Source organism: Bradyrhizobium sp. CCBAU 65884 (assembly GCF_028128835.1).
Lineage (GTDB): Bacteria > Pseudomonadota > Alphaproteobacteria > Rhizobiales > Xanthobacteraceae > Bradyrhizobium > Bradyrhizobium ottawaense.
Genome location: NZ_LBJU01000130.1, coordinates 212,745 through 233,260, shown reverse-complemented (window position 1 = coordinate 233,260; position 20,516 = coordinate 212,745). Strand labels below are relative to the sequence as shown.

The window sequence follows — 20,516 nt, the reverse complement described above, 5'->3', positions numbered from 1 at the left end:
TGGCCAGACGTTTTTCCGCTTCAGTCTGCAACTTTTTTATGCCATTTGCCCGGAAAGATGCCAGATTGACGCTGCGCCGGGGACATACGGCGCGGCGCATCCCGGGGAATAGGCCTGACCATGAAACTCGTCGTCGCGATCATCAAACCCTTCAAGCTCGATGAGGTCCGCCAGGCCCTGACGGCGATCGGCGTCCACGGCATGACCGTGACCGAGGTGAAGGGTTATGGCCGGCAGAAGGGCCACACCGAGATCTATCGCGGCGCCGAATATGTCGTGAACTTCCTCCCGAAGCTGCGCATCGAGATCGCGGTCGCCTCCGACGTCGCCGACAAGGCGGTCGCCGTGATCACCTCGACCGCGCGCACCGGGCAGATCGGCGACGGCAAGATCTTCGTCACGCCGATCGACCACGCGCTGCGCATCCGTACCGGCGAAACCGACAGCGACGCGCTCTAGATCTTTGTTTTGACGCGTTTTCCCGGCGCGAAGCGGTATCCGCTTCGCTCGAAAACGCCCTGATACATCTTCTTCGATCGCGCCGGGCAAAGACGCCACAGCGTGCGACGTAGTTCTATGCTGGGGGGAACGACATGGCGGGATATTTGCGCCGCGCAGCTGCCATGGCTGCGCCGATCGGACTTGTGTCGATCATGGCTTCGCCGGCGCGCGCCGCGGCCTCCGAGATCAACACCGCTGACACCGCCTGGATGATCGTCGCCACCGCGCTGGTGCTGATGATGACGATCCCGGGGCTCGCGCTGTTCTATTCCGGCATGGTGCGCAAGAAGAACGTGCTCGCCACCATGGCGCAAAGCCTCGCCGCGGTGACGATCATCTCCATTCTCTGGGTCGCGTTCGGCTATTCGCTGTGCTTCGTTGGCGACGGCCCGTGGATCGGCACGCTCGACCGCTGGTTTCTCGCCGGCATGACCATGGACAGCGTCAACCCGGCGGCGAAGTCCATTCCGGAATCGCTGTTCATGCTGTACCAGATGACGTTTGCCATCATCACGGTGGCGCTGGTCGCGGGCTCGGTCGCCGACCGGATGCGGTTCTCCGCCTATCTCCTGTTCTCCGTCGCCTGGTTCATCTTCGTCTACATTCCGCTGGCGCATTGGGTGTGGGGCGGCGGCTTCCTCAATAGCATGGGCGTCTTGGATTTCGCCGGCGGCCTCGTGGTGCATCTGTCGGCCGGCACCGCTGGCCTCGTCGCCGCCAAGGTGATGGGGCGCCGTCACGGCTACGGCTCCGAAAATCTCTCGCCGTTCGATCTTTCGCTCGCGGTGATGGGCACCGGCCTGTTGTGGGTCGGCTGGTTCGGCTTCAACGGCGGCTCGGCGGGCGCGGCCAATTCACGCGCGGTGATGGCGATCATCGCCACCCATCTTGCCGCCTGCGCCGGTGCGCTGACCTGGGGCGCGATCGAATGGTCGACACGGCGCAAGCCCTCCGTGCTCGGCATGATCTCCGGCGCGGTTGCCGGGCTCGGCACCATCACGCCGGCCTCCGGATTCGTGGCGCCCTGGCACGGCATCGTCATCGGCATCATTGCCGGTGCGATTTGCTATTGGGCCTGCACCTGGCTGAAGCACCGCTTCAACTATGACGATTCGCTCGACGTGTTCGGCGTCCACGGCATCGGCGGCCTGACCGGGACCCTGCTCGCCGGCGTGTTTGCAACCAGCGCCATCGGCGGCACCGCCGGCCTGCTGGAGGGTCACCCGCAGCAGGTCCTGATCCAGTTCTATGGCGTCGCCGTCACCTTCGTCTGGTCGGCTGGCGTGAGCTTCATCCTGCTCAAGCTGGTCGGCCTGTTCGTGCCCTTGCGCGTATCCCGTGAGCACGAGCTCGAGGGGCTCGATATTTCGCAGCACGGCGAAGCCCTGCAATAAGCGGCGGCGCTACGTAATTACCTCTGAGCTGCCCGACGCATGAGCAATATTGTGTCGGCAGCCTGTCATGCACGCATTTTGAGCAGGCCTGACCACGTTTTGGGCGCGACGGAATAGCGCACTGCACCGCAATACCCGTCCACCGCGAAAACACCCGTTTTCATAGTCCGTTAGGCACCGCGCCCGATCTGGCACGGCATTTGATTCTATGGGTCCAGGCTGTGCCCGCGTAGTGAACTTTCTCCCTCGTGGCGAACCAGTCGAGAACGCCCGGCCACGTCCGGACCGGGCCCAAGCGGGGATAGGACCCATGAAAATTGTTATGGCGATTATCAAGCCATTCAAGCTGGAAGAAGTCCGTGACGCCCTGACCGCCATCGGCGTTCACGGTCTCACGGTGACGGAAGTCAAGGGATATGGCCGCCAGAAGGGCCATACGGAAATCTATCGCGGCGCCGAATATGCCGTGAGCTTCCTGCCCAAGATCAAGATCGAGGTCGCTGTCGCCTCCGACCAGGTCGACAAGACCATCGACGCCATCACGTCCGCCGCGAAAACCGGACAGATCGGCGACGGCAAGATCTTCGTCATCAACCTCGACCACGCGGTGCGCATCCGCACCGGCGAGGCCGATGCCGCGGCCCTTTGATTTCGCGCTCAACCTTTATCCAATCAGGAGTGAATAATATGACGTTCAAGCGTCCCTATGGCGCGGGATTGGCGGCTCTCGCAGTCGGCCTGTTCGCTGCGACCGCAGCCTACGCCGAGCCAACGGTCAACAAGGGAGACAACGCCTGGATGCTGACATCGACAGTGCTGGTGCTGTTGATGACCATCCCCGGCCTCGCGCTGTTCTACGGCGGTCTCGTCCGCTCCAAGAACATGCTCTCCGTCCTGATGCAGGTGTTCTACACCGTCTGCGTCGTCACCGTGATCTGGGCCGTGTACGGCTACAGCCTCACCTTCACCGGCGGTTCCGACTTCATCGGCGGCTTCTCCAAGGCCTTCATGATGGGCGTCACCACCGATACGAAGGCCGCGACCTTCTCGGTCGACGCCAACATCTCGGAGCTCATCTATGTGTGCTTCCAGATGACCTTCGCGGCGATCACGCCCGCCCTCATCGTCGGTGCCTTCGCCGAGCGCATGAAGTTCTCGGCGATCGCTCTGTTCATCCCGCTCTGGGTCACGCTGATCTACTTCCCGATCGCGCACATGGTCTGGTACTGGCAGGGTCCGGACCTGATCCAGGATGCGGCCAAGGCGCTCGCAGCCGCCACTGACGCGGCGGCCAAGACCGCGGCCGAGGCCAAGCTCGCCGAGATCAAGGCCGACGCAGGCTGGATCTTCAAGAAGGACGCGATCGACTTCGCGGGCGGCACCGTGGTGCACATCAACGCCGGCATCGCAGGTCTCGTCGGCGCTCTCCTGATCGGCAAGCGCGTCGGCTACGGCAAGGAGCTGATGGCTCCCCACTCGCTGACCATGTCGATGATCGGCGCCTCGCTGCTCTGGGTCGGCTGGTTCGGCTTCAACGCCGGCTCCAACCTGGAAGCCAACGGCGGCGCTGCGCTCGCCATGACCAACTCCTTCGTCGCCACCGCAGCCGCCGCGCTGTCGTGGATGTTCGCGGAGTGGATCATCAAGGGTCATCCGTCGGTGCTGGGCGTCATCTCCGGCGCGGTCGCTGGTCTCGTGGCGGTCACCCCTGCGGCCGGCTACTCCGGCGTCATGGGCGCGATCGTCCTCGGTCTCATCGTCGGCGTGGTCTGCCTGTTCTTCTGCACCGTCGTGAAGAACGCGCTCGGCTACGATGACAGCCTCGACGTGTTCGGCGTGCACTGCGTCGGCGGCATCGTCGGCGCTCTCGGTACCGGCATCCTCGTCAACCCGGCTCTGGGTGGCGCTGGCGTCATGGACTACACCGCGATCCCGCCGAAGGTCGGCGACTACGACTTCGCGGCGCAGATGATCGCCCAGCTCTGGGGCGTCGGCACCACGCTGGTGTGGTCGGGCATCGGCTCGGCGATCCTCTACAAGGTCGTCGACGTGATCGTTGGCCTGCGGACCAACGTCGAGAGCGAGCGTGAAGGCCTCGACATCACCGAGCACACCGAGCGCGCCTACAACATGTAAGTCTCCTCCCGGGCGCGGTCTCCCCGGAGATCGCGCTCAGAACTACGGTTCGGGCACATACCCGGCAATGCCCTGACCGTTGAGGGGCTCCAGCGCAAGTTGGAGCCCCTTTCTTTTTGGGCGGGGTGCTTTGATTTCGCAGCGAAGAAAAGGATTGCCATTCCGCACCGGCGGCGCAGAAATATCGACCACAAGAAACAATAATCGGGGAGGTCGTCATGCGTTTGGAAGGCGGATGCTATTGCGGCGAAGTGCGCTACGTGGCCGAAGGTGATCCGATGATGCAGGCCCAGTGCCATTGCCGCGAGTGCCAGTACATCTCGGGCGGCGCGCCCAACACCTTCATCGCGATGCCGGTGGCCGGCTTCAGCTACATCCTGGGGCAGCCCAAGCAGTTCACGCGCAAGGATCTCGAACGCGCCGTCACGCGCGAATTCTGCGCCGAATGCGGCACCCATCTGGTGACCAGGGCTCCCGGGCTGCCAGCCGCGATCCTGAAGGTCGGCACGCTGGACGAGCCAAAGCAATTCCAGCCGCAGATGGCGATCTACACCTGCGACATGCAGGAGTTTCATGCGATCCCGGCGGGGATGGCAACGTTCGAGAAGCTTCCGGGGCATTGAGGCGCCCGACTTGCGAAGCTCGTCATGGCCGGGCTTGGCTCGGGCATCCACGTTCTTCGACGCGGCAGCAAACAAACCGTGGATGGCCGGGACAAGCCCGACCATGGCTCCCGGAGTGCCACGCATCCCGTTGTTATCCGGCCTCATTATTCCTGCTCTGGACGGAGGCGGCGGCCGATGGTTAATCGCGTCTTAACCTCGCCCTATCTATGGTGAACTGAACCGCTTCCCGCCGGGGCCTTCGCGCGACCGGCTGTTCCGAGAGTGCTGGCGCCCAGAATGGTCATGACCGCTTCATCCCGTGCGCCACAGGCCAGTGGAAGCTCCGATACCGGACGCTCGCCCTTTGTCCGGCTGAACGAGCTGCTGGCGCCGCATCAACCCGGCAAGCCCTTGATTTCGCTCGCGGTCGGCGAACCCCAGCACCCCGTGCCTGATTTCGTCGGCCCGGTGCTGGCCAAGCACATCGCCGATTTCGGCCGCTATCCGATGAACCAGGGCACCGAGCCGTTCCGCCAGGCCGCAAGCACCTGGCTGTCGTCGCGCTTCAAGCTGCCGCGACCGCTCGATCCCAAAAGCGAGATTCTCGTCCTCAATGGCAGCCGCGAGGGCCTGTTCCTCGCCGCGATCGCGGCCGTCCGTTATGTCGGCCCGCGCCCCGGCAAACCCGCGATCCTGATGCCGAACCCGTTCTATCCGGTCTATGGCGCCGGCGCGGCTGCTGCAGCGTGCGAGCCGGTCTATCTGCCGACCACCGTCGAGAACGGCTTCCTGCCTGACCTCGATGCCATCGATGAGGCGACGCTGGCACGCACGGTGGCGTTCTATCTGGCCTCGCCCGCAAATCCGCAGGGCTCGGTCGCCTCGCGTGACTACTTCACGCGCCTGAAGAGCCTCGCCGATCGATACGGCTTCATGATCCTCAGCGACGAGTGCTATTCGGAGATCTACACCCGCGAAGCACCGGGCAGTGCGCTCGAATGCGCCGGCCCCGATTTCACCCGCGTGGCTGCGTTCCAGTCGTTGTCGAAGCGCTCAAATCTTCCGGGGCTGCGCGTCGGCTTCGCCGCCGGCGATAAGAAATTCATCGGCATGTTCCTGGAGCTGCGCAACATCGCCGCTCCGCAGGTGCCGGTGCCGCTCCAGCATGTCGCGACCTTTGCCTATGGCGACGAGGCGCATGTCGAGGAGAACCGCCGGCTCTACCGGATCAAGTTCGATCTCGCCGACCAGATCATCGGCAATCGTTACGGCTATCGCCGGCCTGATGCCGGCTTCTGCGTCTGGCTCAACACGTCCGAGATCGGAGACGACGTGTCGGTGTGTCTGAAATTGTTCAAGGAAGCAGGCGTGCGCGTGGTGCCCGGCAGCTTTTTGGCGCGGCAGCAGCCCGACGGCTTCAATCCCGGCGCAGGCTACATTCGCCTGGCGCTGGTGCAGGATGGCGAGACCACGGCGCAGGCGTTGCACCGGCTGGTCGAGACTCTGGGTTAGGTGGGGCCCATGAGCATGTCGACAATCGAACGTGTCATTCCACTGGTCGGCCATCTGCCGCCCTCGATCCGCGAGGGGCTGGCTCGGCGCGTGCGCGAGCTCACCGGCTTCGGCCTGATCGCGTTGTCGGGCGTTGCCTCGGCAGCGCTGATGACCTGGTCGGTGCAGGACCCCAGCCTGAGCCACGCGACCTCGAGGCCGATCCGCAACATTCTCGGTTATGCCGGCGCGATCGGCGCCGACCTTGCGATGCAGATCCTCGGGCTCGGCGCCATCATGCTGGTCCTGACCGTCGCGGTCTGGGGCTGGCGCATGATGACCCACCGCGCATTCGACCGCGAGGCGCTGCGGCTCGGCTCCTGGATTCTCTGCACGGTGATCGCCGCAGGCTTCGTCAGCTGCTGGCCGCATGGCGGCGCATGGCCGCTGCCGACCGGCCTCGGCGGCGTGGTCGGCGATGCGCTCGTGCGCGCGCCCGCAGTGATTTTCGGGCCGGCCGGCACGATCTATCGCGTGGTGCTTGGCACGATCCTGTTCGCCGCGATGGCCGCGACCTTCCTGATCGCATGCGGTCTAGGCGCCCGCGAGCACGACGACGAGCTCTCGGAGATCGAGGACGACGACAAGCCGCTCGACGAGGACGAGGAGAACGATCGGGGCTCGGTGTCGCTGGGCTGGCTGTTCCATGCGCTGATGAGCACGAAGGCGCGGCTGATCTGGCTCTGTGGTGCCGCTTACCGCTCGCTGGTCTCAAGCGGCCCGAAGACCAAGGCCGTGGCGTTCAGCCGCCAAGAGCCGAATCTGGGCGGCGGCCGCGCCGCGCCCTCGATCTCGCCGCAGTCCGAGGACGAGGACGACGAGGATCAGCACGAGGAAGAGGAAGAAGACGAGGAGGAAGAGGAGGAGCCCGCCGCGCGCGCCCCGCGCAAGAAGGCTGCCCCGAAGGCTGCTGCCAAGAAATCCTCCGACAAGTTCGAGCTTCCGTCCGTCTCCGTGCTGGCCGCGCCAAAGGCCGGCGATCGCCAGCCGCTCAGCAAGGCCGAGCTGGAAGCCAATTCCCGCTCGCTCGAAGGCGTGCTCCAGGACTTTGGCGTGCGCGGCGAAATCGTCAAAGCCAATCCGGGCCCCGTGGTCACGCTGTACGAGCTGGAGCCGGCGCCCGGCATCAAATCGTCGCGCGTGATCGGACTCGCCGACGACATCGCGCGGTCGATGAGTGCGCTGTCGGCGCGCGTCGCCGTGGTGCCCGGCCGCAACGCCATCGGCATCGAGCTGCCGAACGCGCATCGCGAAAAGGTCTATTTGCGCGAGCTGCTGATCGCCAAGGAAGCCACCGAAACGGTGGCGAAGCTGCCGCTCTGCCTCGGCAAGACCATCGGCGGCGATCCTGTGATCATCGACCTCGCGCGCACGCCGCACATGCTGATCGCCGGCACCACCGGCTCCGGCAAATCGGTCGCCATCAACACCATGATCCTCAGCCTGGTCTACCGGCTGCGCCCGGACCAGTGCCGCCTGATCATGGTCGATCCGAAGATGCTCGAACTCTCCGTCTATGACGGCATTCCCCATCTGCTCACGCCCGTCGTGACCGACCCGAAGAAGGCGGTGGTCGCGCTGAAATGGGCCGTGCGCGAGATGGAAGAGCGCTACAAGAACATGGCCAAGCTCGGTGTGCGCAACATCGACGGCTACAACACGCGCCTGCTCGAATTGAAGGCCAAGGGCGAAGAGCCGACGCGCACCGTGCATACCGGCTTCGACAAGGAAACCGGCAAGGCGATCTACGAGGAAGAGAAGCTCTCGCTCGATCCGCTGCCCTACATCGTCATCATCGTCGACGAAATGGCCGACCTGATGATGGTCGCCGGCAAGGACATCGAAGGCGCGGTGCAGCGCCTCGCGCAGATGGCGCGCGCCGCCGGCCTACACGTGATCCTCGCGACGCAGCGTCCGTCGGTCGATGTCATCACCGGCACCATCAAGGCGAACTTCCCGACCCGCATCGCTTTCCAGGTGACGTCCAAGATCGACAGCCGCACCATTTTGGGCGAGATGGGCGCCGAGCAGCTGCTCGGCCAAGGCGACATGCTCTACATGGCGGGCGGCGGCCGCATCAGCCGCGTGCACGGACCTTTCGCCTCCGACGAGGAAGTCGAGAAGGTGGTGCGTCACCTCAAGACGCAGGGCCAGCCGGAATATCTCGAGGCCGTCACGGCCGAAGAGCCCACCGAGGACGAGGACGGCGCGGTGTTCGACGCCACCGGCATGGGTGGCGATGGCGGCGGCGACCTCTTCCAGCAGGCCGTTGCGATCGTCAAACGCGACCGCAAGGCCTCGACCAGCTACATCCAGCGCCGCCTGCAGATCGGCTATAACCGCGCCGCATCCTTGATGGAGCGCATGGAACTGGAAGGCATCGTCGGACCCGCCAACCACGCCGGCAAGCGCGAGATTCTGGTCGAGGAAGAAGACAGCCATATGTGAGGCAGCCGCCTCCAGACATCATTTCACGCGAAATCGTTATCTGCTTTTGCCCGAAATCACGCTAAAAGACGCCCAGCCACATTAGGACGACGCGTTGATCAGACATCCGGACATTCGATTCGCTGCCACCATCGCTGCGCGAGGCGCGCGCGTGGCCGGCGTGCTTCTCGTCACCGCTGCGATGGTGACGGCGTCCTCGTTCGCGCAGAACGTCCCGGTGCCGAAACCCGCGCCGAAGGGCCGCGACGGCGGAGCGTCCGCCGGCGGGCCCGCAGTCACCGGAGCGACTCAGACGCCGCCGAATCCGGTGATCCCGGATCCGCGCCGCAACGTGCCGAGCAGCATCTTCCAGACCTTCGATGCCAACCAGAAGGCGCAGGCGGCCAAGGTCAGTGCCTATTTGTCGTCGCTGTCGACGCTGGTCGGGAATTTCGTCCAGGTCGGTCCCGACGGCAGCAAGACGCAAGGCGATTTCTACATCCAGAAACCTGGCAAGGTGCGCTTCGAATATGACGCGCCGAGCCCGATCGACATCGTCGCAGACGGATCCTCGCTGGTGGTGCGCGACCGCAAGCTCGCGACCCAGGACGTCTATCCGCTGTCGCAGACGCCGCTGCGTTTCCTGCTGTCGGATCGCATCGACCTGATGAAGGACACCAATGTCGTTGGCGTCTCAGCCGACGACGTCTTCGTCAGCGTCACCATCGAGGAGAAGCAGGCGCTGGTCGGCACCAGCCGCCTCCTGCTGATGTTCGGCGCCAAGGACGGCCAGTTGAAGCAGTGGACCGTCACCGATCCGCAGGGCTACGACACCACGATCGCGGTCTACAATCTGGACTCGAGCAAGAAGCTCGATCCCGGCATGTTCAAGATCGATTTCACCAATTACGGCCCGGCGCCGGGATAGGTCTCGTAGGGTGGGTTAGCGCAGCGTAACCCACCACTTCTGCTACCGCGGTGAAAGACCGTGGTGGGTTACGCCTTCGGCTAACCCACCCTACGAGAGCTCGCTGTGGACAAGCATTTTCCCCGCACTAATCCGTGCTAAGACGCATTTCCCATGCGTTTTTCCCTGACAACCTGGAACATCAATTCGGTGCGGCTGCGCATCGATCTGGTCGCGAAATTCCTCAAGAGCGCGCGGCCGGACGTGCTGTGCCTGCAGGAGACCAAGTGCATCGACGATGCCTTTCCGCTGAAGCGCTTCAGGCGGCTCGGCTACGAGCACGTCGCGCTGAATGGGCAGAAGGGCTATCACGGCGTCGCCATCGTCTCGAAGATTCCGTTCGAATCGACTGATATCCGCACCTTCTGCGACAAGCTGGATTCGCGTCACATCTCCGTATCGTTCGGCGAGAAGGCCAGTATCGCAAAGCCGCTGGTGGTGCATAATTTCTATGTCCCCGCCGGCGGCGACATTCCCGATCCCGCGCTGAACGAGAAGTTCGACCACAAGCTTCGCTTCCTCGACGAGATGAAGGCGTGCGAGCCGCTGCATCCGCGCGGCGAGGATCGCCACATCCTGGTCGGCGATCTCAACGTCGCCCCACACGAGAACGACGTGTGGTCGCACAAGCAGCTTCTGAAGGTGGTCTCGCACACGCCGATCGAAACCGAAAAGCTGCAGGCCGCGCTGGCCGCCGGCGAATGGGTCGACGTCGCACGCGAGCGGATTCCGATGTCGGAAAAAGTCTATACGTGGTGGAGCTACCGCTCCGCCGACTGGACCGTCGGCGACCGCGGCCGCCGGCTCGATCACATCTGGGTCTCGCGCGCGTTGAAGGATGCGGTCAGCGATTTCAGGATTCTGCGCGATGCGCGGAGCTGGGAGCGGCCGTCGGACCACGTGCCTGTCACGGTGACGCTGGAGGTGTAGCGTCTGTCATTCCAGGGCGACGAAGTCGCGCGGCCGGAATGACGGGAAGCTACGACGTCAGCTTCGCACCCGCCATCAGGATATCGCTGGCAATCTGGCTCGAGCGGACCGCGAACTCATCGCGCAGGCGAACCGCCGCGGCCGGATCGCTTTCGAGCACGCGCTGAAACAGGCTGCGTGCGACGCGGATGACGGAGGAGTGCTCCAGCGCGATCGCGCTCGACGGCCGCTTCATCGGCACCACCAGCGCGAGCTCGCCGATCAGCGCGCCGGGACCGGCGATCATCTCGGCGCCGGCGCCGTCATCGACCCGGAAGGCGCCGCGCTGGACCACGAAGCCGGCATCGGCGTCGTCGCCGAGATTGAACAGGGTATCGCCGCGGACGAAGTTACGCTGCTCGGAGCCGATCGCCAGCATGCGCAACGAGGCGTCTCCCAACAGGCGCAATGTCGGGACACGCTCGAGAAGCGCTACGTCGTCGTCAATTGACATTCAGATCCGAGGCTCAAAGGCATGCGATCTAAAACGATTCGCACGCCCTTCGAGCGTATCACGGCACCAGCTTGTAGCCACCGGCTTCCGTGACCAGGATTTCCGGGTTGGCGGCATCCTTCTCGATCTTCTGGCGGAGGCGGTAGATGTGGGTTTCCAGCGTGTGGGTGGTGACGCCGGAATTATAACCCCAGACCTCCTGGAGCAGGGTCTCGCGCGAAACCGGCATCTGGCCGGCGCGGTAGAGGAAGCGGAGGATGGCGGTCTCCTTCTCCGTCAGCCGCACCTTGCGCGCATTGGCGGCGGTGAGCATCTTGGAGCCGGGCCGGAAGGAGTAGGGGCCGACCGAGAACACCGCGTCCTCGCTGGCCTCGTGCTGGCGCAGCTGGGCGCGGATGCGGGCCAGCAGGACGGCGAAACGAAAGGGCTTTGCCACATAGTCGTTGGCGCCGGATTCGAGCCCCAAAATCGTATCGGAATCGGTGTCGTGCCCGGTCAGCATGATGATCGGGGCCTTGAAGCCGCCCTTGCGCAAGGAGCGGACCACCTCGCGGCCGTCGGTGTCGGGCAGGCCGACATCCATCAGCACGAGATCGGGGGCATTGGCCTTGGCGGCGCTCGCGCCCTTGGCGCCGGTATCGACGGCGGAGGCTTCGAATTCTTCGTGTAGCGATAATTGCTCCACCAACGTGTCGCGCAGATCGGTATCGTCATCCACGATCAGGATCTTGCGGGCATTGGCCATAGGGGGTCATCCTTTTGGGGTCCGGCTCGGCGCGCATCCATGCTGCACCCAGCCGTGAGGGGAAGTTTAGGGGTCGCCGTTATTATTGTTGTTCGTGTTGAAGTAGTGGGCTGTTACCGATTCACAAGCCGGAAGCACTCTAACTCAGAATAGCAGGCCGGTTTGATGAATGTCCTGTAATGAATTCGACATTGCACGTTCACATGAAAAATAAAGCAGCTTCAGTTGGTTACACCAAGAATCGAAGCGCCGGACCGCTCTCTGCGATCCGCGTTAAGCCTGCGGCTGGGAATCCGCGCCGAGGCTGGCTGACGGCGGGATCGCTGACCATACCGGTTGCGCTGGGGCGGGGCGGCATCCTGGCCAACAAGCGCGAGGGCGACGGCGGCACCCCCAGGGGCAGCTTCCGTCCCAAGCGCTTGTGGTGGCGGGGCGACCGGCACAGCCGTCCGCAGAGCTTCCTGCCGGCCCGGATCATCACCGGAGAGGACGCCTGGTGCGAGGATCCCAGGGATCGCCATTACAACCAGGGAATCCGGCTCGACGAGGGGCAGGGCGGTGACCGGCTCAAGCGTGCCGACCATCTCTATGACTTCATCATCGAAATCGACCACAACACGCGACCACGGGTCGCCGGCCGCGGCAGCGCGGTATTTTTGCACCTGGCCCGCGACAATTTCGGCCCGACCGCGGGCTGCGTCTCCATGACGAAATCTGCGATGCTGCAATTGCTGCGGCGATTGGGACCAAGAACAAGAATCATCATCGGGTGAGGACGTATGCTCGACAGGGATCAGATCGCAGCCGCCTCGCGCGTGCTCGTTCAACATTGGCGCGACGGCACCAAGCTTGACGCGCTGGAGCCGCGGTTGCGGCCACAGAGCCGCACGGAGGGCCACGCCATCCAGGCCGGGCTCGAAACATTGTCGCGCGGGACATTGTTCGGCTGGAAGATCGCGGCCACGAGCGTATCAGGACAGAAGCACATCAATGTCACGGGACCGCTCGCCGGTCGCATCATGAGCGACACCGTGATTGCCGATGGCGGGACTGCGTCGATGAAGGGCAACGAGATGCGCGTTGGCGAACCTGAATTCGCCTTCCGCATGGGACGCGATCTGGCGCCGCGTGCAGCGCCCTACAGCGTCGATGAGGTGCTCGCCGCGGTCGACACCTTCCATCCTGCGATCGAGATTCCCGATTCGCGCTTTGCCGATTTCGCTGGAGCGGGCGAGGCGCAGCTGATCGCCGACAATGCCTGCGCGCATCTGTTCGTGCTGGGCGCGGCGACGACTGCGAACTGGCGTGCGATGGATCTCGTCGAGGAGCGGCCCCAGATCACGCTGCGCGGCGAGCGCTGTGTCGGCCACGGCAAGAACGTGCTCGGCGACCCCCGCGCCGCGCTCGCCTGGCTCGCCAATGAGCTGCGCGGGCTTGGACTGACCTTGCGGGCGGGGGAGGTGGTGACCACAGGCACGTGCCATCCGCCGCTGCCGATCGAGGCCGGCGATCATTTCGCGGCGGACTTTGGTGTGCTGGGGAAAGTGTCGGTGGGGTTTGCGTAAGTAGCCTCATGCTCGGCTGTCGTCCCTGCGAACGCAGGGACCCATAACCCCGGGGAGAAGTTTGGCGAGGATTGGGAGTTACCTGAGTTTCGCCGGTACGAAGACCACTTATCAATTGGAGATCACGCGGTATGGGTCCCTGCTTTCGCAGGGACGACAACAACTATCTATGCCCGAAGATCGCACTCCCCACGCGCACATGTGTGGCACCCAGCATGATGGCATTGGCGAAATCCGCGCTCATGCCCATCGAGAGATTCGTCAAGCCGTTGCGCGCGGCGATCTTGGCGGTCAGCGCGAAATGCGCCGCCGGCGGCTCGTCGACCGGCGGGATGCACATCAATCCGGAGATCGTCAGCCCATAGGTGTCGCGGCAGCTGGCGAGGAAGGCGTCGGCCTCGCCGGGCGCGATGCCGGCCTTCTGCGGCTCCTCGCCGGTGTTGATCTGGACGAAGAGTTGCGGGTGCTTGTTCTGGGATTCGATTTCCTTGGCTAACGCCTGGCAAATGCTCGGACGGTCGACCGAATGGATCGCGTCGAACAGCGCGACCGCCTCTTTCGCCTTGTTGGATTGCAGCGGTCCGATCAGATGCAGCGCGATGCCCGAGTAAACAGACGTTAACGCAGGCCACTTGCCTTTGGCCTCCTGCACCCGATTCTCGCCGAATACGCGCTGTCCGGCGTCGATAACCGGGGTAATTGCATCTGCGGCGAAAGTCTTGGACACCGCGATCAGCGTCACGGAGGCGCGATCGCGTCGCGCATCCTTGCAGGCGCGGGCGATTTCGGCTTCGACCGCGGCGAGCGCGTTTGGTGAATGGCCGGTTACCGGCGCGGCGTTGGCTTCTGTCATGACGTCGCTTGGCTGTGATCCTGACCGAGGTAAGTCCAATTTTACCGAGTTCAAGAAAGAGTTTTTGAACCCTTCGCTTTACCTTGGCCGACGGGGTGGGTAGCGAAGATGGCAACAATCAGTCTCAACCGCAAACGAGCGAAACTCAAGCAGGTTCTCGGAATCCGGGCGCGGCTTGCATTGCTCGCGGTGATTCTGGTGGCGCCCTTGATGCTCGAGCGCATCCGTTCGCTCGAAGACACCCGCACCCGGCAGATCGCGCAGGCCACGGTTGAATTCACCACCGTGGCGCGACATAGCGCCGATGCGCAGCGCGAGGTGATCTCGTCGGTCGAGACCATCCTGAAATCGGAGGCCTTTATTCGCGCCTCTGCCGGCGGCGTCAGCAAGAGCTGCGACGTGCTGCGCGCGAGCCTGCCGTCGAACCTGCCCTGGATCCGCACGCTTTTGATCGCGGGCGTAGACGGGCGCATCCAGTGCGCGACGAACAACATGTATGTCGGCCTCGACCTGAGCGACCGGCCCTATTTTCAGCAAGCCCAAACGAGCGGCCGCTTCGTGCTGAGCGATTTCATCCTGTCGCGGCCGATAGCGACGCCGACGGTGATGGCAGTTTATCCGGTGTCCGCCTTCAGCGGCGTCTCCGATGCCGTCGTCCTTGCCACGGTCAATCTCGACTGGATGTCGAAGGTCATGAGCAATCTTGGCGGCCGCGCCGGCATCACCGCCGTGCTGGTGGACAGCGCAGGCACGGTGCTGGCCGCTCCGGCCGATCAGCACAGCGCAGTCGGCCGTCCGCTCGACAACATGCCGCTGATGTCGGCCATCGCCGACAGGGCCCTTCGTTCCGACCAGGATGAAGGCTCACTGTCTTTCCTCGCCGCCGACGGCTCGCGCCGCGCGGTCAGCTACATCCGGATTTCCGGCACCAACGCCCGCCTGATCGCCAGCATCGACGAAGACAAGGTGTCCGCGGCGGTCAACCGCGACATCCGCACCGCCTATCTCCAACTCGCTTTCGTCGTCGTGTTCGTCCTGCTCGGCGCGTTGATCGCCGCCGAAAAGCTCGTCATCAAGCCGATCGAGATGCTCGTCGACATGGCCAAGCGTCTCGGCGAGGGCGATCTGTCGGCCCGCGCGGCGCGCAATCGCCTGCCGGCCGAGTTCGTGCCGCTCGCCCGCGCGTTCAACGCGATGGCGGCGCAGCTGAGCCAGCGCGAGCGCGAGCTGATCGCGAGCAACGACCGGCTGACGGTGATGGCCTCGATCGACATGCTGTCGGGGCTCGCCAACCGTCGCGGCTTCCAGAGCCGGCTCGACTTCGAGTGGATGCGCGCGCAGCAATATGGCAGCGACCTCGCGCTGCTGATGATCGACGTCGACCATTTCAAGTTGTTCAACGACACCTATGGCCATCTCGAAGGCGATTCCTGCCTGACCAGGCTCGGCGAGTCGCTGTCCGGCATCGCCGCCGACACGATGGGCTTTGCGGCACGCTATGGCGGCGAGGAGTTCTGCCTGCTGCTGCCGAACACCGATGTGAACCGCGCCGTGGAAATCGGCGAGCTGGCTCGCGCGGCCGTGCTGAAGCTGTGCCTGCCGCACATCACCTCAGCCCACATGATCGTCACCGTCTCGATCGGCGTTGCCGCGACGAAGCCGAACGAGGCCTTGCGTCCCGGCGACCTGATCGAAGCCGCCGACGCCGCGCTCTACGCCGCAAAACACCGCGGCCGCAACAATGTCGTCGAGCACGGCGTGCAGGCGATCGAGACCGGCGCCTCCGAAATGATGATGGCGGGCTGATCGTCAGCCACGACCAACGTCGTCGTCTCCACCCCTCAACAGGCTATCCCGCAGCCCCGGCGCGATCGAGCTCGGTCTCCGTCACCACGCGATTGCGGCCGCTGCTCTTGGCGAGATAGAGCGCGCGATCGCAGCGCTCGACGAGATCGGTGATCGCTTCGCCGGCCCGGTACTGCGCCACGCCGATCGACACGCTGATGCTGGGCAGAACCTCGCCGGTGGAGCGGCGGGTGATCGTGCACTCGGCGAGCGCGTGCCTGATCCGGTCGGCGATCTCGGCACAGGTGGCGAGATCGGCATCCGGCAGCACCGCGATCAGCTCCTCGCCGCCATAGCGGGCCGGCAGGTCCTGCTCACGAACCTTTTCGCGCAGCACCTTCGCCAACAGGCGCAGCACCTGGTCGCCGACGCCGTGGCCGAAATTGTCGTTGAAAGTCTTGAAGTGGTCGATGTCGAGCATCAGCACGCTGAGCGGCTCGCCCCACGCGGCGGTCGCCTGCGCCTTGCGCAGGAATTCGTCGAGCGCCCGCCGGTTTGCGAGGCCGGTCAGCGTGTCGGTCCGGGCGCGCTCCTCGGACCTCGATAGCGAATCGCGGATCACGTCGAGCTCGCGGGTCTTTTCCGCAAAGCCGGCTTCCAGCCGTGTCGCCCGTGTGGCGGCCCGCGCCAGCTCGTTCATGAGCTGGGCAACCAGCGCCTTCGGATCGACGCCGGCCTTGCCCTGGTCCGCCACCTCGCTGATGACCTGCATCTGCGAATGATTGTCGGCGATCGCGGTCGCCAGAAACTCCCTCGCGGCCCCCATGAGCGCCTGCAGCCGCTCGGACGTGTCGACCACGGCGGCACTCACCTGGGGCGCGACATAGGTCTTGAACAGGTCCTGATTGGTTCGGGCGTCGAAAGGACGATTGTGGTCGATCAGAAGATCGATCGCGTTGCGCAGATCCTCATGGCCGTCCCCGAAATACAGGAACCAGACGGCAAAATTGGCCGGGGTCGGCGCAATCCGCTGTTCGGCCATGCTCCGCATCGCCCGTCCGGCAATGGACGCGGCATAGTCGTAATCGGGCTCGTCGAAGCTGGAATCCATCGCACTCATGCGGTCTCGTCGGGCCGCAAATTGGCATTGACCCCTTAATCACACCCCAACGCCGACCTTCGTAGTTATGCGGAGGCCCCGACAAAGTTCCAAACTGCGGCAACCCATTGACCCCCTAAGGACTTCTATGGCCTAGTCCGCCGTCTTGAGACGGCCGAACCCACGAAAACCCCAACGATTCCATGACCTCCGAACGCTATAACGCCCGCGACGCCGAACCGCGCTGGCAACGCCTCTGGGACGAACAGTCGATCTTCGTCTCCAAGAACGACGATTCGCGGCCGAAATACTATGTGCTCGAGATGTTCCCCTACCCGTCCGGGCGCATCCATATCGGCCATGTTCGGAATTATACGCTCGGCGACGTGCTGGCCCGCTTCATGCGCGCCAAGGGGTTCAACGTGCTGCATCCGATGGGCTGGGACGCTTTCGGCCTGCCGGCCGAGAATGCCGCCATCGAGCGCAAGGTCGCGCCCAAGGCCTGGACCTACGACAACATCGCCGCGATGAAGAAGCAGCTCCGCTCGATCGGGCTGTCGCTGGACTGGTCACGCGAATTCGCGACCTGCGACCCCAGCTACTACAAGCATCAGCAGAAGATGTTCCTGGACATGCTCGGCGCCGGCCTCGCCGAGCGTGAGAAGCGCAAGCTCAACTGGGATCCGGTCGACATGACCGTGCTCGCCAACGAGCAGGTGATCGACGGCCGCGGCTGGCGTTCCGGCGCCGTTGTCGAACAACGGGAAATGAGCCAGTGGGTCTTCAAGATCACGAAGTACTCGCAAGAGCTGCTGTCCGCGCTCGATGGGCTCGATCGCTGGCCCGACAAGGTCCGGCTGATGCAGCGCAACTGGATCGGCCGCTCGGAAGGGCTGCTGGTTCGCTTCGCGCTGGATCAGGCGACGACGCCCGCCGGCGAGAGCGAGCTGAAGATCTTCACGACGCGCTCGGACACGCTGTTCGGCGCAAAGTTCATGGCGATCTCGGCAGATCATCCGCTGGCGCAGGCAGCCGCCGCGAAGAACCCCGAGCTTGCGGAGTTCATTGCCGACATCAAGAAGATCGGCACCGCGCAATCGATCATCGACACCGCGGAGAAGCAGGGCTTTGACACCGGCATCCGCGCGGTGCACCCGTTCGATCCGAATTGGAAGCTGCCGGTCTATGTCGCCAATTTCGTGCTGATGGAATACGGCACCGGCGCGATCTTCGGCTGCCCGGCGCATGACCAGCGCGACCTCGACTTCGTCAACAAGTACAATCTCGGCAACACGCCGGTGGTGTGCCCCGAGGGCCAGGATCCGAAGTCGTTCGTCATCACCGACACCGCCTATGACGGTGACGGCCGCATGATCAATTCGCGCTTCCTCGACGGCATGACCATCGAGCAGGCCAAGGACGAGGTCGCAAAACGTCTGGAAAGCGATCAGCGCGGCAACGCGCCGGTCGGCGAGCGCCAGGTGAATTTCCGCCTGCGCGACTGGGGCATTTCGCGCCAGCGCTATTGGGGCTGCCCGATTCCCGTCATCCACTGCCCGAAATGCGATGTGGTGCCGGTCCCGGATGCCGATTTGCCGGTGACGCTGCCTGACGATGCGACCTTCGACAAGCCGGGCAACGCGCTCGACCATCACCCGACCTGGAAGCATGTCACCTGCCCCAAATGCGGGGCCAAGGCTCAGCGCGAAACCGACACCATGGACACCTTCGTGGATTCGTCCTGGTACTTTGCACGCTTCACCGATCCCTGGAACGACACCGCTCCGACGACGCCCGCCGTCGCCAACCGGATGCTGCCGGTCGACCAATATATCGGCGGCGTCGAGCACGCGATCCTGCATCTGCTCTACAGCCGCTTCTTCACCCGCGCGATGAAGGCGACCGGGCACATCGCGCTGGACGAGCCGTTCGCCGGCATGTTCACGCAAGGCATGGTGGTGCACGAGACCTACCAGAAGGCCGACGGCACCTATGTGCAGCCGGCCGAGGTCAAGGTCGAGGTCGGCGGCAACGGCCGGCGCGCGACGCTGCTGATGTCGGGCGAAGACATCCAGATCGGCCCGATCGAGAAGATGTCGAAGTCGAAGAAGAACACGGTCGATCCCGACGACATCATCGAGACCTACGGCGCCGATGTCGCCCGCTGGTTCATGCTGTCGGATTCCCCGCCCGACCGCGACGTGATCTGGAGCGACGAGCGCGTCCAGGGTGCCTCGCGCTTCGTGCAGCGGCTGTGGCGGCTGGTGAACGATTCCATCGAACTCGGCAAAGCCGCGCCGGCGGCCCGGCCGGCCAGCTTCGGCCCGGACGCGACCGCCTTGCGCAAGGCCGCCCATGGTGCGCTCGACAAGGTCACCACCGGAATCGAACGGCTGCACTTCAACGTCTGCCTGGCCCATATCCGCGAATTCGCCAATACCTTCTCGGAGATCTTGCAGCGACCCGGCCAGCCCGCCCCTGATTTGGCCTGGGCGATCCGCGAAGCCGGTCAGATCCTGGTCCAGCTGTTCTCCCCGATGATGCCGCACCTTGCCGAAGAGTGCTGGCAGGCTCTGGGCCAGAGCGGGCTGGTTTCCGAGGCCCATTGGCCGCAAATCGAACGCGATTTGCTGGTTGAAGACAGCGTGACCCTCGTGGTCCAGGTCAACGGCAAGAAGCGGGGTGACGTCACAGTTGCAACAGCGGCCCAGAATCCGGAAATCGAGGCTGCCGTTTTGGCTCTCGATGCGGTAAAACTGGCCCTGGACGGCAAGCCCGTCCGCAAGGTGATCATCGTCCCCAAGAGGATCGTAAATGTTGTCGGCTAGGATCCGCATCGCAGCCCGCTTGCTGGCGGTCGCCGCATTGGCGGCGCTGACGGCTGGTTGCTTCCAGCCGATGTATGCCGAGCGTGGCGACGGCACCCCCGGCTTGCGCGAGAAACTGATGGGGGTCGAGCTCCCGCCGATCGCCAAGCCCAATGCCTCCCGCGAGGCCCGTGTCGGTGTCGAAGTCCGCAATGCTCTCGCCTTCAAGCTCTACGGCACCGCGACGGGAATGCCGCCGACCCATCGGCTGGACATCCGCTTCACCTCCAGCCGTTCTTCGCTGATCGTCAGCGCCACGACGGGATTGCCGACCAGCGAAAACCTCGGCATCGACGCCCAGTACAATCTGATCGAGGTCGCGACCGGTAAGTCGGTGATGACCGGCACCACGTTCTCGCGCGTGTCCTATGACATGCCAGGGTCCTATCAGCGCTTCTCCCGCACCCGCGCCGTGCGCGACGCGGAGGATCGTGCCGCCAGCGAGATCGCTGAGAACATCACCACCCGCCTCGCCTCGTTCTTCACCGCAGGCACCTGATTATTCCCGTCATTCGGGGCTCGCGAAGCGAGAACTACGGTGCGCAATTGCGCACCTGAGAATCTCGATTCCCAACCTCTGGATTCCGGGTTCGCGCTT

The 20,516-nt window shown here is 64.2% G+C and carries 18 protein-coding genes; 14 read left to right on the top strand and 4 right to left on the bottom strand.

The genetic code is table 11. The features are described 5' to 3' along the window. Nucleotides 1-120 precede the first annotated feature (120 nt). The 9 genes from XI03_RS32905 (at nt 121) to xth (ending at nt 10,511) form a co-directional block, all read left to right on the top strand. Nucleotides 121-459 (top strand): P-II family nitrogen regulator, encoded by a 339-nt coding sequence (locus tag XI03_RS32905; protein ID WP_018323564.1) that lies wholly within the window; start codon nt 121-123, stop codon nt 457-459. A gap of 134 nt (nt 460-593) precedes the next feature. Continuing rightward, on the top strand, nt 594-1,895 hold the full coding sequence (locus tag XI03_RS32900) for an ammonium transporter (RefSeq protein ID WP_271594416.1): 1,302 nt from the start codon (nt 594-596) through the stop codon (nt 1,893-1,895). 310 nt (nt 1,896-2,205) lie between these two features. Beyond that, nucleotides 2,206-2,544: a P-II family nitrogen regulator gene (locus tag XI03_RS32895; RefSeq protein ID WP_008142813.1), complete on the top strand. Its 339-nt coding sequence runs from the start codon at nt 2,206-2,208 to the stop codon at nt 2,542-2,544. 38 nt (nt 2,545-2,582) lie between these two features. Further along, nucleotides 2,583-4,031, top strand: a complete 1,449-nt coding sequence (locus XI03_RS32890) for an ammonium transporter (protein ID WP_271594415.1) — start codon at nt 2,583-2,585, stop codon at nt 4,029-4,031. A 218-nt stretch (nt 4,032-4,249) separates the two neighbouring features. Beyond that, entirely contained in the window at nt 4,250-4,654 is a 405-nt protein-coding gene (locus tag XI03_RS32885; RefSeq protein ID WP_028139359.1) for a GFA family protein, read from the top strand. A gap of 279 nt (nt 4,655-4,933) precedes the next feature. Continuing rightward, nucleotides 4,934-6,148, top strand: coding sequence for an aminotransferase class I/II-fold pyridoxal phosphate-dependent enzyme (locus XI03_RS32880; RefSeq protein ID WP_271594414.1), 1,215 nt, complete (start codon nt 4,934-4,936; stop codon nt 6,146-6,148). A gap of 9 nt (nt 6,149-6,157) precedes the next feature. Then, the gene (locus XI03_RS32875) at nt 6,158-8,635 is read left to right on the top strand and encodes a DNA translocase FtsK (protein ID WP_038948671.1); all 2,478 of its coding nucleotides are present in this window, start codon (nt 6,158-6,160) and stop codon (nt 8,633-8,635) included. Between the two features lie 151 nt (nt 8,636-8,786). After that, nucleotides 8,787-9,542 (top strand): outer membrane lipoprotein carrier protein LolA, encoded by a 756-nt coding sequence (locus XI03_RS32870; RefSeq protein WP_095424570.1) that lies wholly within the window; start codon nt 8,787-8,789, stop codon nt 9,540-9,542. Between the two features lie 153 nt (nt 9,543-9,695). After that, nucleotides 9,696-10,511 carry an exodeoxyribonuclease III gene (gene xth / locus XI03_RS32865; protein ID WP_038974763.1) on the top strand — a complete coding sequence of 272 codons (816 nt, stop codon included), beginning with the start codon at nt 9,696-9,698 and terminating at the stop codon, nt 10,509-10,511. A 49-nt stretch (nt 10,512-10,560) separates the two neighbouring features. On the opposite strand, the gene XI03_RS32860 is transcribed toward xth, so the two are convergent. Together XI03_RS32860 and XI03_RS32855 are read right to left on the bottom strand one after the other, a co-directional pair. Then, nucleotides 10,561-11,004: a cyclic nucleotide-binding domain-containing protein gene (locus XI03_RS32860; protein ID WP_018323556.1), complete on the bottom strand. Its 444-nt coding sequence runs from the start codon at nt 11,002-11,004 to the stop codon at nt 10,561-10,563. 58 nt (nt 11,005-11,062) lie between these two features. After that, complete coding sequence (locus tag XI03_RS32855) at nt 11,063-11,749, bottom strand: response regulator transcription factor (RefSeq protein WP_007598630.1); 687 nt, start codon at nt 11,747-11,749, stop codon at nt 11,063-11,065. A 203-nt stretch (nt 11,750-11,952) separates the two neighbouring features. Here XI03_RS32855 and XI03_RS32850 point away from each other — a divergent pair, with 203 nt between their 5' ends. Together XI03_RS32850 and XI03_RS32845 are read left to right on the top strand one after the other, a co-directional pair. Further along, on the top strand, nt 11,953-12,522 hold the full coding sequence (locus XI03_RS32850) for a L,D-transpeptidase family protein (protein ID WP_028139364.1): 570 nt from the start codon (nt 11,953-11,955) through the stop codon (nt 12,520-12,522). A 6-nt stretch (nt 12,523-12,528) separates the two neighbouring features. Next, nucleotides 12,529-13,314 (top strand): 2-keto-4-pentenoate hydratase, encoded by a 786-nt coding sequence (locus tag XI03_RS32845; RefSeq protein ID WP_271594413.1) that lies wholly within the window; start codon nt 12,529-12,531, stop codon nt 13,312-13,314. A gap of 163 nt (nt 13,315-13,477) precedes the next feature. On the opposite strand, the gene XI03_RS32840 is transcribed toward XI03_RS32845, so the two are convergent. Next, the gene (locus XI03_RS32840; RefSeq protein ID WP_028139366.1) at nt 13,478-14,167 is read right to left on the bottom strand and encodes a YggS family pyridoxal phosphate-dependent enzyme; all 690 of its coding nucleotides are present in this window, start codon (nt 14,165-14,167) and stop codon (nt 13,478-13,480) included. A 108-nt stretch (nt 14,168-14,275) separates the two neighbouring features. Between XI03_RS32840 and XI03_RS32835 the strand changes: the two genes are divergently transcribed. Then, nucleotides 14,276-15,973 carry a diguanylate cyclase domain-containing protein gene (locus XI03_RS32835; protein ID WP_271594412.1) on the top strand — a complete coding sequence of 566 codons (1,698 nt, stop codon included), beginning with the start codon at nt 14,276-14,278 and terminating at the stop codon, nt 15,971-15,973. Nucleotides 15,974-16,016: 43 nt separating this feature from the next. Here XI03_RS32835 and XI03_RS32830 read toward each other — a convergent pair whose 3' ends face one another. Then, on the bottom strand, nt 16,017-17,063 hold the full coding sequence (locus XI03_RS32830; RefSeq protein WP_271594470.1) for a GGDEF domain-containing protein: 1,047 nt from the start codon (nt 17,061-17,063) through the stop codon (nt 16,017-16,019). A gap of 191 nt (nt 17,064-17,254) precedes the next feature. Here XI03_RS32830 and leuS point away from each other — a divergent pair, with 191 nt between their 5' ends. After that, a complete protein-coding gene (leuS, locus tag XI03_RS32825; RefSeq protein ID WP_271594411.1) occupies nt 17,255-19,879 on the top strand; it encodes a leucine--tRNA ligase in 2,625 nt (874 codons plus the stop codon). Beyond that, nucleotides 19,866-20,417 (top strand): LPS assembly lipoprotein LptE, encoded by a 552-nt coding sequence (gene lptE, locus XI03_RS32820; RefSeq protein ID WP_271594410.1) that lies wholly within the window; start codon nt 19,866-19,868, stop codon nt 20,415-20,417. The genes leuS and lptE overlap by 14 nt, the downstream gene beginning before the upstream one ends. Nucleotides 20,418-20,516 lie beyond the last annotated feature (99 nt).